The following is a 15343-nucleotide window of genomic DNA, read 5'->3' as shown; positions in this document are numbered from 1 at the left end:
AGGCGTTCGTTGACAACGAGCGAGTCGGCGCCACCGCGTTCTTTGCGCGCTGTCGACAGCCGGTCTCCCGCAGTGACAAGAGCAGTCGCCATCCTCGAGGAACTCTCGCGCAGACAGCGGCCGATGGCACTGGCCGAGCTGTCCAGGGCACTGGATCTGGCGAAGTCGACGGTGGCCAACCTCTGCTCCGCGCTGGAGAGCACCCACATGATCCGCCGGGTGGACGGCCGGTGGACGCTGGGGTACAAACTGGTCGAACTCGGCCGTGGTTTCCTTGCGGGCACGGATATCGTGGCGGAGTTCCGCGGGCAGTCCGCAGTCCTTGCCGTAGCCGCGACCGAAACGCTTCTGCTGGCCGTGCTCGACGGATCCGAGGTCGTCTACATCGCACGGCACGACGGCTGCCAACCGATCAGGCTGGCCAGCGACATCGGATTGCGGCTGCCTGCCGTGGCCACCGCACTGGGCAAGGCGATGCTGGCCGGCCTGCCCGAGTCCGAATTGGACAAGCGGCTGGCCCAGTTGTCTGAATTGCCGCAGCTCACTGCGCGTTCGCACCGCACCATGGACGCACTGCGCCGCGATCTGGACGCCACAAGGGAACGCGGGTACGCCGTCGACGACGAGCAGAGCACCGAAGGCGTCACATCCATCAGCGTCGCGCTGTCCGGCTCGGACAATCCGCCGACCGCGGTCGGCGCCACATTGTTGGCCGCACGGCTGACTACTCCGCTGCGGGAATCGCTGGTGGCCGATCTGCGCCAGCTCGCCGGGCGCCTAGGCCAATTGGCGCGCTCGTAACCCCGCATTCGCTCGCTCTTTCAGCGGTGCCGCTTGCCCGCCATGATTGTCGACTGTATGCGACAACTTGCTGACGTCGCGTGCGTAACTTGTCGGTAATCGCCGCGGGTCCGGCGGTGGATACTCTCCGATTACCCTTGCATTCCAACCCATTGCGCCGCGCGATGCTAGGTTGCGAATAGTTCGGCGTGACAGTCGATTTTGCAGGCGCAGACGCCAAAAGAGCCGCCCATGCGCAGGGGCCCCGCGCATGGACAGCCCCGTCATGAACCCCGGCGGTGCGCATTGTCCTGCGATGAACGTGAAGTGAAGGGTGGCTTTTGATGAAACCCCATGGCTATGGGGATATCGCAGATGTCTCCGGCGGTACCGAGGCAGACGCGCCATCGCCTTGGCGTGCATACCAGTCACAGTCAACCCGCGCCGCCGCGGAAATGGTCCCGATCGGCGTGCTGCGGGTCGGGCCTTCACCCCGAACGGACGGCGTGAGTGACGCGCACGTGCGAGCTCTCGCCGAAATGGACACACCGATGCCGCCGATCATCGTGCACCGCCCCACAATGCGGGTGATCGACGGTGTACATCGGCTGCGCGCCACGGAATTGAGCGCGCGCGACCACATCGAGGTGCGGTTCTTCGACGGCGACGAGGACGACGCGTTCGTGCTCGCGGTAGAGGCGAACACCTCCAACGGCCTGCCACTGTCCCTCGCTGACCGCAAGGCCGCCGCCGCGCGGATCGTCATGACGCATCCCTTGCGTTCGGACAGGTGGATCGCCGCGGTGAGCGGCCTTGCCGCGACCACAGTGGGAACCATCCGCAAGTGTTCGACTGTCGGAAACGGACAGTCGAACACCCGGATCGGCCGGGACGGCAGGCTACGGCCGATCGACAGTGCGGAAGGCCGGAGACTGGCCGGCGAGCTGATGCGGGCCGACCCGAACAGGTCACTGCGCGACATCGCCAGGGCGGTCGGGATCGCACCGTCCACTGTGCTCGATGTGCGCAACCGGCTCAGGTGCGGCGAGGACCTGGTTCCGGCTCGCCGCGAGCGGGAGAGCGGGCCGCGGGCCGCGTCGAGTGCGCCACGACGCCAAGTCTCCGACCGTACCGAGCCTGACCTTGACCCTGTGGTGATCATGCAGACTCTGCGCAAGGATCCGTCGCTGCGGTTCAACGAGACCGGACGTGCGCTACTTCGCTGGCTGGACAACCACACCATGATCAGTGAAGCGGTCCCGCCGGTCGACGGCATCCCGGCCCACTGCGTCACCACGGTCGCGGCGCTGGCGCGGCACAACGCCCGGTTCTGGGCCGAGTTCAGCGAGCGGATCGGCGATTTGGACCAGGATGGCGACGGTTTCCTGGCCGGACAGGCTCGTTGACGGCATGACGGACACGGGCGCCGGCCGAACGGTGATGGTCACGGGTGGCTGCGGCTTCATCGGCACGCATCTGGTCACAAGCCTGCGGCGGCAGGGCTTCGAGGTCGTCGTCGTGGACCGGCTGGCGTACCCGGACGACTCGGTCGAGTCGATCCGCTTGGACATAGCGGAGTTCGAGGACTGTGCCGCGACCGTCAAAGAGGTGGATCCGGCCGTGATCTTCCACTTGGCCGCGTCGTCGACGATCGACTCGGCCTTCAACGATCCGCATGGATCGCTGGCCGACAACATCGGCGGGACCATGAACATGCTCGAAGCAGCCCGGGTGGCGTGTACCGGTCTGCAGCGGTTCGTGCTGTCCTCAACGGACAAGGTGTACGGCGAACTGTCTGGCGAGGCGTATGTCGAGAGTTCCGCTCTGCACGCGCGCGGCGTTTACGACGTGGGCAAACTGTCCTCGGACAACCTGGTTCGACTGTACGGCTATGAGTTCGGGGTGCCGGTCGCGACATTGCGACTGTGCAATGTCTTCGGCCCTGGCGATCCGAATACCGGCTCGCGGATCGTGCCACGGACCCTGAGCAGGCTCTTCGACGAGGCCGGGCCGTTGCCACCGGTGATCTACGAAGGATCCATGGCGCATGGCCGGGACTACGTCTACGTGACCGACGCGGTACGGGCACTGACGACGATCGCATTCGACCCACGGGCCCTTGGCGAGGTCTTCAACATGGCGCCCGCTGCCCATCGGACCACATTGGACTTGGTCGAGGAGATGATCGAACAGTCGCGGCAGGCCTGTGAGCCCTATGACCGCGACCGGGCGGACACCATCCGCAAGAACGGCTACGAGGTGGTCTCGGGTGCGGGCATGCCCAGTGCGCTGGAACGACAGCACTGTGACGCGACCAAACTGGCGTCGTTGGGTTTTCAGAACAGTGTGTCCATGGCGGACGGACTGCGGCTGACGATCGACTCGGTCATGCGTGACCGCGGGATCGGATGACGCATGGACTACCACCACGAGCTGACACGCGGGCACGGCCGGTTCTTCCACCCGAAGATGACGTCCTGTCCGTGGTGCGGTGGCGCGGACATCGGGTTGCGGATCCGGGTCGCCGACACCCGGCAGTGCAAGCCCGGAGTGTTCAACATGGACGAGTGCGTGTCGTGCGGCCACGTCTTCCAGAACCCCCGGCTGACCGGCCGAGGTTTGGCGTATTACTGCCACGACTTCTACGACGGACTCGGCCGTGAGCACTACGCGTCGGTCGCTGAGTACACCAAACCCGCACACCGCAAGCGGGTCCGGCTGGTCGGCGGCAACCCGGCGAACTGGCTCGACGTCGGTGCCCGGCACGGTCATTTCTGCCGCGAGGCCCGGAAACTCCTTCCCGACACCAAGTTCTGGGCCTTGGACCCCAGCGAGGAGATCCTGCGCGGGCAGGACCGCGGCTGGGTGGACGAAGCCGCACGCGTGCCACTGGTCGAGTTCGCCGGGGAGAACGCCGAGAAGTTCGATGTGGTCAGCCTGATCCACTACTTGGAACGAACCCCTTCACCGCGCCAGGAGCTGGACGCGGTGCACAAGGTGCTGCGCAAGGGCGGTGTCGCACTGATCGAGGTGGTCAACCCGGAAAGCCCGTTCTCGCACCTGCACGGCCGGTACTGGTACTGCTGGCTGGCGCCGCAGAACATGAACCTGATGCCGTACCGCAACATGCGCACCCTGTTGGCGGACAGCGGCTTCGAGGTGGCGCAGGTGCAGCGCGGCAAGGCCAACAAGCCGTTCGACAACATGGCGGCCTTGATGACCGCCCTCAACTACCACCTGCCACCGGCCAAACCGTGGCCGTGGCTCAGCCGTTCGAGAGTGAGCCTGCGCGAGCGCGTGGTCAGGAAGGGCGCGATGCTGCTCGCGGCGCCCTTACTTGGTCTGGCCTTGGCTGTGGACCTGCTTCTGCATCTGGTGACCGCACGGGGTCACGGCGGCAACACCTATCGGATTGTCGCGGTGGCGCGCTGAGGCGCCGATCCCCCTTCGCAGCAAGAACTTCGTGATACGGAAGGTAGCGAGGCATTGGACGTCGGACAGCTTCAGGCACGCGTCGAGAAGGCAGCGGAGCGCGCGATCACCCACCTCTGGGACCGGCAGCGTGAGGACGGGTCCTGGGTGGACCGGCTCTCGTCGTCCACCATCGCGACCGCGCTCGGCGCACTGTCGCTCAACCGCGCCGACCCGCACCTGTACAAGGACCGCGTCGAGTCCGCGGTGCAGTGGTTGCGGCAGTACCAGCGCGAGGACGGCGGCTGGGCGATGGCCGACGCCGAGTGGCCCAGCAGCCCCGGCATGACCGCCTTCGGGCTCGCCGCGCTGCATGAGATCGACCCCGACAGGTCGCATGGCGCCATCGAACGTGCCCGCGTGTTCATCGACGAGAACGACGGGATGAACGTGATCCCGGGCCTCACCGGCGAGGCGCCGAAGACGTGGCCCGCGGCCCTGCCGACGATCTGGGCGCTGACCGGCCTGCGGGACTTCGAGCAGCAGCCTGACCTGCCGGTCGAGACGATGCTGATCCCACCGCGCTGGCGCAACAAGGTCTCGATCGCGCTGCCCGCCATCCTCGGGCTTGGTGTGATGCAGGCACGGACGATGAAACGCAACCCGCTGCGCCGGATCCTCAGCCGGATCGCCGAGCCGATGGCGCTGAACTGGCTGCGCGAGATCTCCGGGACCAACGGCGGTATCGAGGAGTGCCCGATGATCGCCGGGTTCGTCTACCTCGGACTGCGGCAGGCCGGTGTCGGACAGGACCTGCAGCTGGCGTCCCTGCGTTATCTGCTGGAGACCCAGCGAGCGGACGGATCGTGGGCGATCGACCGGGATCTGGAGATCTCGGTGACCGCGTACTCGATCATGGCGTTGAGCGAGTTCCAGGACGTGGCCACCGAGCCGCTGCTGCAAGGCACGCGCGAGTGGCTGCTGCGCAACCAGTGGAACAAACCGTTCAGCCAGTTCAACATCCCGGCAGGCGGGTGGGGCTGGGCCAACCCGTCGGGCTGGCCGGAGACCGAGGACACCGCCGTCGTGCTGGGCGTACTGGCCGACCTTGGCGTGCCGCGCACGCACCCCGCGGTGCAACTCGGCATCCACTGGCTGCTCAAGATGCAGAACAAGGACGGCTCGTGGTCGGAGTGGGTCCGGGACACCCACATCATGAACGACCGGCCGTGTCCCGGCGTCACGGCTCACGTGATCATGGCGTTGCAACGGTTCGGGGTGTCGGACTCGCCCGGCACGGCGATCGCCAGGGGAATGGCGTACCTGCGCAAGCACCAGCAGGACGACGGCTCGATCTCGTCGGTGTGGTTCCGTGACAACACCCACGGCACCAGCCGCCTGCTGGAGGCCTTCGTGGACAGCAGGAGCGGCAGCGCACCCACCGCCGAGGCCGCACGGAAGTGGTTGCTGGCCAACCAGGCCGAGGACGGCGGCTGGCCGCTGAGGCACGAGCTCCCGCCGAAGGGCACCACGGCCGAAGAGACCGGGTGGGCGGTGTTCGCGTTGCTCAAGGGCGGTGAACGCCCGGACAGCCCTGCGGTGCTGCGGGGTATGGAATGGATCGTGAACAACCAGGACGACCAGGGGACCTGGCGGCCGAGCAACGTCGGGCTCTACTTCGACGACCTGTGCTACACCGACGACCTGATCGCGCACACGTTCACGCTGCGCGCGCTCGGCCGGTGGCTCAAGGCGGTAAACCGCGGTGGAGACGACCAGTGAGTTCCGTGACCTTGCCGCCCGGTCCCAAGCTGCCCGCGGTGATCCAGACGCTGATGTGGGTGGTCGCGCCGGTCAAGTTCGGCAAGGCCTGCCTGCGGCGTTACGGGCCGCTCTTCACCGCGCGCATCGTCGGCTTCGGCGACGTCGTCTACATCAGCACGCCGGACGGCATCCGCCGGATCCTGCGCGACGACGCCGGCGACTTCGACGCGGCCGCTGCCAACGAGTCGATCCGGTTCGTGGTGGGGGAGCACTCGCTGCTGATGTCCGGCGGCGCCGAGCACACCGAACGGCGCAAGGTGCTGATGCGGCCGTTGCACGGCAACAACGTCGCGACCTACGTCGAGGTGATGCGGTCCATTGTGGAGCAGGAGATCCGGCAATGGACCGTCGGATCGACGGTTCGGCTGCTCAACGTCTTCCAACGGGTCACGCTCGAGGTGATGATCCGGGCGGTGTTCGGGATCACCGATTCGTCCCGGCTGGACCGGTTGCGCCAACTGGTGCCCAGGCTGCTGGATGTCAACCCGCTGATCATCCTGCTGCCGGCGATGCGCAGGCAGTTCGGCGGTTTCGGGCCGTGGGCGGCGTTCCAGCGGCTGCTGCGGGAGACCGACGAGATCATCTACGCGGAGATCCGGGAACGCCGGGCCGAGCTGGCGGTCAACCCTGACGGCCGGGGCAATGACGTGCTGTCGATCCTGCTGGCCAAGGGACAGGACCGCGCGGGAGTCACCGACCAGGAACTACGCGACCACATGGTCACTCTGCTGGCGGTCGGTCAGGAGACCACGGCCACCCAGCTCGCCTGGTTCTTCGAGCGCGTGATGCGTGCACCTGGCGCGCTCAAGCAGGTGGAGGCCGCGGTGTTCAGCGAGGACTGGAAGGTGCTCGACGCGGCGATCCACGAGGCCATCCGGGCCCGCCCGACCACATTGGACATCGGCAGGATCGCCAGCAGGGAATGGAAAGCCGAGGGTTACGTCTTCCCCGAGGGCACGATGTTCGCGGTCTCCCTTGGCCTGCTGCACCTGTCCGAGGACCTGCACCCGCAGCCGGAGAACTACTCCATCGACCGGTTCCACCCGGTCGAACCACCAAGTGCGCACTTCATGCCGTTCGGCGGTGGCAGTCACCGGTGTCTGGGCGCGTCGCTCGCGATGATCGAGATGCGCACGATCATCAGCACGATCCTCCGCAACGTCCGGCTGCGGCCGCGCAGTGCCACGCCCGAAGGCGTCACCCCCAAGGGACCGATGCTCGTGCCGCGCCGCGGCGCGGAGGTGGTCATCGCCGAGAACCACATGATGGCCGGACGAGAGTGAGGATCGACATGCCAGTCCGGGGTTTTCCGTTCCCCCGTCCGTCCCGGTTGGACGTCGAGCCGGAGTACCGCCAGTTGCAGGACGACGAACCGGTCAGCCGCGTCAAGTTCCCGTACGGCGAGGAGGCTTGGCTGGTCACCCGGTACGCGGACGTCCGGACCGTGCTGTCGGATCCGGCTTTCTCCCGTGCCGAGTCGCTCCAGCGGGACGTGCCACGGGTGACCGAGGAGAACTTCAGCGGCGGCATCGTCGCGATGGACCCACCGGAGCACACCCGGGTGCGTTCGGTGTGCCGCCAGGCGTTCACGCCACGAACAGTCTCCCGGTTGCGGGAACGTGCCACGGTGCTGGCCACCGAACTGATCAAGGACGGGTTGTCGGCGGGCACCTTCGACGGCGTCGAGGACTTCGCGCTGCCGTACACGCTCAAGATGATCTGCGAGATGCTCGGCGTGCCCTACGAGGACCGTGAGCACTTCCGGCACTGGGCCGAGGCCGGTCTGGCGACCACGTCGATCTCTGAGGACGAGCGGTGGGCCGCGACCGGGAAGATGTGGGACTACATGGCCGCGTTGCTGGCCGAGCGGCGCAAGCAGCCACGGGACGACCTGATGTCGGCCATGCTCGCCGTCCAGTCGGACGTCGGCACGGTGTCGGACGACGAACTGGTCATCCTCGCGATGACCATCCTGGTGGCCGGATACGAGACCACGTCCACCCAGTTGCCGAACTTCATGTACGTGCTGCTGGAAGACCGCGCCCGGTTCGAAAGCCTGGTGGCGAACCCCTTGCTGGTCCCCACCGCGGTCGAGGAGCTGATGCGGTACGTGCCGCTTGAGGCGAACGGCACGACGCCTCGCTATGCCGTGCGCGACATCGTGCTCAGCGGCACCCTGATCGAGGCCGGCTCGCCCGTGGTGCCCGCGTCGGTGATCGCCAACCGGGATCCGCGGGTCTTCACCGACCCGGACCGGCTGGACTTCGCCCGTGATCCGAACCCGCACATCGGGTTCGGCTTCGGTGCGCACTTCTGCCTCGGCGCACCACTGGCCCGCCTCGAACTGCAAGTGGCGCTTGAGGTCCTGACGTCTGCCGCACCCGGGCTCCGGCTCGCGCCCGCCGAGTCCGGGATCGAGTGGAAGGCCGGGATGCTCGTGCGCGGACCGTCCCGCCTGATGTTGTCCGAGAGGAACGGAGAGACGGCATGACCTCATCCGAAGCAGACGCCGTAACGTCAAGGAAGCCGCCACCGGTGGAACGGTTCCGGCCGGCCGACCTCGACGAACGGGACTGGGCGACGCTGCGTGCCACCTGTCCGGTGTCCAAGACCACCGCACCGGACGGCGAGGGTGTCTGGCTGGTGAGCCGGTACGCCGACATCCGGAAAGTCCTGGGCAGCCAGGTGTTCAGCGTGTCACCGATCGACCTGGAGAAGGGCAGCGGAACGGCCGAGGCGAACGAGTCGATCTTCCAGGACCCGCCGGAGCACACGCGCCTGCGGGGCTTGGTCGCCGGGCCGTTCGCGGTCGGCTACGTCGGCCGCTACCGCGACTCGATCAGGGCGAAAGCGGACGAACTGCTCGCCGAGATCGGATCCGCGAACCGGCCGGCCGACGTGATGGCGGATTTCGCCAAACCGTTGACGATGAACGTGATCGCCGCCGTGGTCGGCGTGCCCGAGCCGGACCGTGCGATGTTCCTGCACCTGTCGGACCAGTTGCTGGTGCCCTTGTCCGAGGCACAGGGCGTGGTGGCGATCGAGGGATGGAAGCAGCTGAACAGCTACGTCCGTGACCTGATCGCCGAACGGCGTCGCACAACCGGCCGCGAGGGCACCGACCTCATCGCGCACATGATCCGGGTGCAGGAGGACGAAGGCACGGTCGACGACGTCGAGCTGGCGACCATGGTCCTCGGGCTTCCGGTCGCGGGCTACGTCAGCACAGCCAACGCGATCGCCGTCGCCATGCGTTATCTGCTGGAGTTCAAGTGGCTCCACACACTGCGGACCGCCCCGGACGGCGAGGAACTGCGCAAGCAGTTCGTCGAAGAGGTGCTGCGGATCCAGTCCGGCGACAACGGCGAGTCGATGCCGCGGTTCGCCGCCGAGGACTTCGAGCTGGGCGACGTCACCATCCGCAAGGGTGACCAGGTCGTCGCGCCGCTGATCGCGGCGAACCGGGACGACTCGTTGTTCGACGACCCGGACACCTTCAACCCGCGGCGGGACAAGCTGATCCGGCACATCGCGTTCGGCTTCGGCATCCACCGCTGCCTCGGCGCCAACCTGGCCCGGCTGGAACTGCAGGTCGCGACCGACGCGCTGGTCGAGTGCGGCTTGGACTTCGAGATGCTGGAGGCGTGGAAGGCCGTGCCGTGGAAGGTGAACATGCTCGGCGACCGGTTCCCCGAGCGGATGATGGTCAAGGTGACGGCCTGATGGGAAAGCACGTTCTGTACGCGTCGATCCCGGCGTGGGGACACGTATACCCGGCCCTGGAGGGTCTGACCGAGCTGGTCCGGCGTGGGCACCGGGTGAGTGCGCTGGCATCCGGGAGTTTCGCCGCCGAGATCGGCAAGGTCGTGGATGTCGTGCCATACGAGTCCCCAATGGACTCCGTGCAAGTCGAACTGTCCGATATGGGCAACGTGTTGCCGTTGATGCTCAAGGAGACTCGCGCGGCCTACGCGATGTTGGCGAAGGCCGTTCGCGAGGACAGGCCGGACGTGATCGTGTCCGACGTGCTGTCGACCGCGGGCTGGCTGCTCGGGCAGGCGTTCGACATCCCCGTGATCCGCACGTGGCCGGTGTTCGCGTCGAACGCCGAGTTCTCCTTGCACCAGGACTACGAGTCCCGCTCGGACACTGACGAGTCGATGTTGGCGTTCTTCGGTGCGGTGGCCGAGTTCCTCGACGAGGTCGGGCTGGCTTCGTCAGTGTCGCCGGAGCAGTTCTTCGACAACGAGGCCGAGCGCAACATCGTGCTGTTCCCCCGTGAGATCCAGCCGAAGGGGGAGACGTTCGACGACCGGTTCACGTTCATCGACCCGTGCATCCGGCCCGCCGAGAACTCGCCGGAGCTGCCGTGGCTGCGCAAGGCGTCGCCCTTGGCTGTGATCTCACTCGGCACCGTGTTCAACGAGAAGATCGGGTTCTTCCGTACCTGCATCGAAGGCGTCGAGCGCCTGGGCTGGCACGCTGCCGCCGCGCTGGGCAACAAGGTCTCGCCGCAGGCCGTCGGCCCGATCTCCGACCGGGTGCTGCTGCGCGCCAAACTGCCGATGATCGACACCCTGCAGCACGCGTCGGTCGCGATCACGCACGGCGGGCTGACAAGCACGATCGAGGCGCTGGCGCAAGGTGTTCCGGTGCTGATCGCCCCGCAGATCGGCGAACAGCGCGGCGTCGCGGACAGCATGGAACGGCTTGGTCTCGGCGTACGGCTGCGAGAGCCGTTCACCGCCGACGAACTGGCCGACCTGATCAAGCAGGTCGCCAACGACACCGAGATGGCCGAGCGCCTGGCGAGGTTCCAACAGAAACTGCGCGACGGCCGCAGCGGGGGACAGTTCGCCGACGCCGTCGAAGCCGCGTTCTAGGGAGTGGTTGCCGTGCAAGACCAAGTGACCGAGAAACTGGTCGACTACCCGTTCGTCCGCGACTCGATCATCGACCCCGCACCGGATCTGGCGCGGCTGCGGACCGACGCGCCGATCCACAAGGTCCGCCTGTTCGGCGGTGGCGAGGCATGGCTGGTCACTCGATACCAGGATGTGCGTTCTCTGCTGGGACATCCGGCTTTCGGCACGCAGTACCCGGGTTCGATCCCGACCGCGGACGTGGACAACTTGGCTGCGGGCTTCATGTTCCTCAAGGACCCGCCCGACCACACCCGGTTGCGCCGCAGCGTGACCCGTGCGTTCACCGCACGCCGGATCGCCGAGTTGCGGGAGCGCGCGCAGGAGATCACCGACGGTCTCATCGCGACGATGCTGGCCAAGGGACCGGTCGTGGACCTGCAGGAGGAATTCGCCTACCCGCTGCCGATCTCGATCATCTCCGAGCTGCTCGGCATTCCGCCGGAGGACCGTGGGCAGTTCCGCGGCTGGGCCGACATCGTGCTCCGCTCGGTCAGCGGTGCCGCCGAGGACGCCGGGACGGCGTTCATGGACCTGCAACGGTTCGTCGTCAAGCTGGTGGATGGCAAGCCCGACGGTGGTGATCTGCTCAGCGATCTCGCCCGTCAGTCAGACCAGCGGGACGGGCTGACCCGGCTGGAGATCTCGTCGATGGCGATGGGTCTGCTGATGGCCGGGTACGTGACCACCGCGTCCGCCATCTCGCACGGCCTGCTGCGGCTGTTCGACAACCCGGGGGTGCTGGATCGGTTGCGGGCAGGCGAGATCGAGATCGAGCACGTCGTCGAGGAACTGCTGCGGCTGCAGGACGAGGAGATCGGCATCCAGCGGATCGCCCAGTCCGATGTGGACATCTGCGGGGTGCGGATCAAGATGGGCGAGACGGTCATCGCGTCGCGTGTGGGCGCCAACCGTGACTCGGCGGAGTTCGCCAACCCGGACGCGATGAACGTCAAGGCCGACCGCAGCCCGCATCTGGCTTTCGGCCACGGAATCCACCACTGCCTCGGTTCGGCACTCGCCCGCATGGAGCTGGCTGTCGCACTGGGCACCTTGCTGACCAGGATCCCGGAGATCCGGTTGGCGGACCCGCCGCACCAGGTGGAGTGGCGGGCCGAAGGAATGGACGTCAGCATCGAGCGGCTGCCGGTCGCCTGGTGATCAGCGAAACAAGTCAGGATCGGAAAGGTCTTTGCTCATGAGTAACACAGTCCCTCGGGTCACCAGGCCGTACGACCAGGCGGAACTCGACGACGCGGTGCGCGACCGCGGTGCGGTGATCCTGGCCGGGGCGTACACGCCCGACCAGTGCGACACGTTCCTGACCGAGGTCGAGAAGTACCTGGCGGAGAACCCACAGGAAGCGCAGTACGCGGCGAAGTCGGTGCTCGGCGGCTTCCAGGGGGACACCACCGGGACGTTGCACGGACTGATCGGCACCATCCCCAGCGCGCCGGAAATGGTGATGCAGCGCGACATCGTCGACTGCGCTCGCCGGGTGCTCAAGCCGTTGTCGGACAACATCCTGCTGACCATCGCCGAGTACATGGCGCGCAAGCCCGGAGCGTTCCGCCAGGAGCTGCACCTGGACACGTTCTCGTGGTACCGCGTCCCGCCGAGCGAGAACCCCATCGCGCTGACGGTGATGGCTGCGATGAGCGACTTCACCGTGGACAACGGCGCGACCTGGGTGGTGCTCGACAGCCACAGCGGCCCAGCGACCGCCCCGCCGCCGGACTGGAGCGAAGCCGTGCAGGCTGAGATGAAGAAGGGGGACGCGCTGCTGTTCCGTGCCGACCTGTTCCACGCGGGCGGCGCGAACACCACCGAGGACGACGTCCGGCAGATCTTCTCGATGGGCTTCCAGGTCGGCTGGCTGCGTCAGGTCGAGAACGGCACGCTCAGTGTTCCGCCGGAGAAGGCCGCCGAGCTCGATCCCGAACTGCAGGAGCTGCTCGGTTACTCGCACGAGCTGGTTCTCGGCCTCTACAAAGGCGGCCACCCTCGCAACGCGATCCCCACGGCTTGACAACGCGGTTCTGCCTGCTCGGTTCTGATCATCCGGAACCGAGCAGGCAGGAATCTAGGAGCGGGGCTCGTAGCGGCGGCGCATCAACCGCCGGGCGAGCATGGTGAGAGCCAGCGACGGAATGCCGATGACAACGGCGAGTTCGATGCGGCCCGCGGCGGCGATCAGGAAAGTGCCCAGGATGATTCGTTCGATGACCACGATCTCGTGGGCACGCAATCCCACGGCCCTGGCAATGGGCCTCGGCGCCCGGATGACGCTCCTGAGCGAAATCCAGCCGAGAACGATGGCGCAGGCGATCAGGCCGTAGTAAGCGACGAGATCCACTCGCTCGCTGAAGAACACCGGCCACGCCAGAACCAGAACCACCCAGCCGGCGTAGAACTGGATCAGACCGCGGGCGGTTGCTTCATCGCCGTAGAGGACGGGATACGTGAAATATCCGCCCTGGCGATCGCTGTCCCGGTCGCACAGGGCCCCGAGGAGATTCGACCCGGAGTCGTGGATCCAGAACATCAGGGCCAGTGGAACCAATGCCGGATCGGGCAGGGTCTGCACGGTCATCGAGCCGTAGAGAACCGTCATCGCGGTCGGCAGGCCACGGCTGATGTTCCCCCACAGACCTCGCCCTTTCAGCCAGCTGGCATAGGCGATGCCGAAGACGGCGGCGGGTATCGCGAGCAGAGCGGTCAGGGGGTTCACCAGCACCGCGAGCAGTCCGCTCAAGGCAATGAGGAAAACCATCATGTTGCGTGCGGTGACCGCTTTTATCCGGCCGGACGGAACCGGCCGATGCGGCTTTGTCAGTGCGTCGAGTTCCCGGTCGAAATAGTCACCGCCGTACAGCGATGCGATCCAGGCGAGGGTCGGGACGAGCCACGCCAGAATCAGCAGGCCGGGTGCCGCGCCGGGCTTGGTGAGTATCGCCCCGCTCAAACCGACGGTGCCCGCGTAGAAGATTGTGTCGGGCCGGCACGCTTCTATGTGCGCCAGAACTTTGACCCGAATGGGAGCCGCGCTGTGCATAATCCGGAAGGTAGCAAGGATGTGCGAGTGAATGGAGGGTTTTCATGACGCGTTCCGCGCACATCGCAGGCGCCGGAATCGCGGGTCTCGCGACGGCTGTCGCATTGTCGGCACAAGGGTGGACGATCCGGGTTTTCGAGCGGAGTCCTGATCTGCGCACGACCGGCGGCGGAATCGGAATCACTCCCAACGGAATGCTCGCCCTCGATGCGATCGGCGTCGGTGACGCGGTGCGCGCTCGTGCCGTGACCCAGCACGAAGGCGGGGTGCGGGCTCCGGGCGGCCGATGGATCGCCAGGAGTGGCCTGCGGTTCATCGAGGAGCGGTACGGCGAGTCGATCCGTGCGCTGCCACGTCTCGACCTGGTCAAGGCGCTGGCCGACGCGTTGCCGCCCGGGACTGTCCACTATGGAGCCCGTGTGGAACCGGTCGCCGCTGGCGACGCGAAGGCCCGTGCGGTGATCAAGGTCGACGGCGCGGAGGTGGAGTCTGACCTGGTCATCGGGGCCGACGGGGTCCGGTCTGCCCTCCGGCAGGCGATGCATCCGCAGCACCCGGGCCTGCGCGGCACGGGATCGGTCAGCTGGCGGTGTGTGGTGCCTGCCGACGGCCTGACCTTGGTGGCAGCCGAGACGTGGGGATCCGGGCTGCGCCTGTCGATCCTTCCGCTGCCAGGCGGCGAAGTGCACTTCTCGGCGCTGGCCAAGCTCGGCGGGCGGCGTACCAGCGAGGACGGCCCTGGGCCGCTTTTCGGGCGTTGGCATGACCCGATTCCCCAGCTGCTGGAGCGCTCGACGCGGGAGCACATGTTCTTCGACCGCATCGAGGAACTCGTGCGTCCCATCGACAGCTTCTACGACAACCGCGTGGTTCTGGTGGGGGACGCGGCGCATCCGATGACGCCGAATGTCGGCTCCGCGAACCTGGCGTTGGAAGACGCCGTCGAGCTGGCATACGCCGTCGCGCAGGCGCAGTCGTGGTCGGAACTGCAGGCCGGCCTGGCGACTTACGATCAGAGCAGGCGGCCGCGGACTTCCCGGCTGAGCACGATGTCGCGCTGGATGGGCCGGTTCGCCGAGTTGTCGTCGCCGATAGCCGTCGCGGCCCGCAACAGCGGCATTTGGCTCGGCGGTTTCCTGCCCGAAGCGGTTTCCCGGCGGTCGATGGACGCGATGGTGCAGTGGTCGCCACCGGCGATCGGCTGACCCACGCCGTTCGCGCGCGTGATTGTTGCGCATTTCACGAGAGGCTGTTTCACTGAGTTTCACTCAAGGGAAAGCCTCCTTCTGGATATCTACTCATTCCTCGGTGTCGCATGCCGAAGTGAAGGCAGTGCCGAAGTAAGACGGTG

Annotated in this window: 13 protein-coding genes; 12 read left to right on the top strand and 1 reads right to left on the bottom strand. The window is 66.8% G+C overall.

The window, feature by feature from the left end; genetic code table 11:
• Positions 1 to 72 precede the first annotated feature (72 nt).
• The 11 genes from B9C43_RS49615 to B9C43_RS49565 all read left to right on the top strand — a co-directional run bounded on the left by B9C43_RS49615 (position 73) and on the right by B9C43_RS49565 (position 12966).
• Positions 73 to 801, top strand: coding sequence for an IclR family transcriptional regulator (locus B9C43_RS49615; protein ID WP_160097305.1), 729 nt, complete (start codon positions 73 to 75; stop codon positions 799 to 801).
• A gap of 323 nt (positions 802 to 1124) precedes the next feature.
• Complete coding sequence (locus B9C43_RS49610) at positions 1125 to 2186, top strand: ParB N-terminal domain-containing protein (RefSeq protein WP_143447160.1); 1062 nt, start codon at positions 1125 to 1127, stop codon at positions 2184 to 2186.
• A 4-nt stretch (positions 2187 to 2190) separates the two neighbouring features.
• Complete coding sequence (locus tag B9C43_RS49605; protein WP_160097303.1) at positions 2191 to 3192, top strand: NAD-dependent epimerase/dehydratase family protein; 1002 nt, start codon at positions 2191 to 2193, stop codon at positions 3190 to 3192.
• 3 nt (positions 3193 to 3195) lie between these two features.
• Positions 3196 to 4212 (top strand): class I SAM-dependent methyltransferase, encoded by a 1017-nt coding sequence (locus B9C43_RS49600; RefSeq protein ID WP_084434269.1) that lies wholly within the window; start codon positions 3196 to 3198, stop codon positions 4210 to 4212.
• A gap of 54 nt (positions 4213 to 4266) precedes the next feature.
• Positions 4267 to 5973 (top strand): prenyltransferase/squalene oxidase repeat-containing protein, encoded by a 1707-nt coding sequence (locus B9C43_RS49595; protein ID WP_084434268.1) that lies wholly within the window; start codon positions 4267 to 4269, stop codon positions 5971 to 5973.
• The gene (locus B9C43_RS49590) at positions 5970 to 7298 is read left to right on the top strand and encodes a cytochrome P450 (RefSeq protein WP_084434267.1); all 1329 of its coding nucleotides are present in this window, start codon (positions 5970 to 5972) and stop codon (positions 7296 to 7298) included. The genes B9C43_RS49595 and B9C43_RS49590 overlap by 4 nt, the downstream gene beginning before the upstream one ends.
• Before the next feature lie 8 nt (positions 7299 to 7306).
• Positions 7307 to 8506 (top strand): cytochrome P450, encoded by a 1200-nt coding sequence (locus B9C43_RS49585; RefSeq protein WP_084434344.1) that lies wholly within the window; start codon positions 7307 to 7309, stop codon positions 8504 to 8506.
• A 44-nt stretch (positions 8507 to 8550) separates the two neighbouring features.
• A complete protein-coding gene (locus B9C43_RS49580) occupies positions 8551 to 9738 on the top strand; it encodes a cytochrome P450 (RefSeq protein WP_033387488.1) in 1188 nt (395 codons plus the stop codon).
• On the top strand, positions 9738 to 10898 hold the full coding sequence (locus B9C43_RS49575) for a macrolide family glycosyltransferase (protein ID WP_084434265.1): 1161 nt from the start codon (positions 9738 to 9740) through the stop codon (positions 10896 to 10898). Before B9C43_RS49580 ends, B9C43_RS49575 begins: the two co-directional genes overlap by 1 nt.
• Before the next feature lie 12 nt (positions 10899 to 10910).
• Entirely contained in the window at positions 10911 to 12098 is a 1188-nt protein-coding gene (locus B9C43_RS49570; protein WP_143447159.1) for a cytochrome P450, read from the top strand.
• Between the two features lie 37 nt (positions 12099 to 12135).
• A complete protein-coding gene (locus B9C43_RS49565) occupies positions 12136 to 12966 on the top strand; it encodes a phytanoyl-CoA dioxygenase family protein (RefSeq protein WP_084434263.1) in 831 nt (276 codons plus the stop codon).
• A 54-nt stretch (positions 12967 to 13020) separates the two neighbouring features.
• Here the strand turns inward: B9C43_RS49565 and B9C43_RS49560 are convergent, their stop codons facing one another.
• Positions 13021 to 13992: a UbiA family prenyltransferase gene (locus B9C43_RS49560; RefSeq protein ID WP_084434262.1), complete on the bottom strand. Its 972-nt coding sequence runs from the start codon at positions 13990 to 13992 to the stop codon at positions 13021 to 13023.
• Between the two features lie 44 nt (positions 13993 to 14036).
• Here B9C43_RS49560 and B9C43_RS49555 point away from each other — a divergent pair, with 44 nt between their 5' ends.
• A complete protein-coding gene (locus B9C43_RS49555; RefSeq protein ID WP_084434261.1) occupies positions 14037 to 15197 on the top strand; it encodes an FAD-dependent monooxygenase in 1161 nt (386 codons plus the stop codon).
• The last annotated feature ends 146 nt before the right edge of the window (positions 15198 to 15343 follow it).

Origin of the sequence: Kibdelosporangium aridum, assembly GCF_900176515.1 — a bacterium.
Taxonomy (GTDB): Bacteria; Actinomycetota; Actinomycetes; order Mycobacteriales; family Pseudonocardiaceae; genus Kibdelosporangium; species Kibdelosporangium aridum.
The sequence above is the reverse complement of the archived record's forward strand: the minus strand, read 5'-3'. Positions and strand labels throughout refer to the sequence as shown.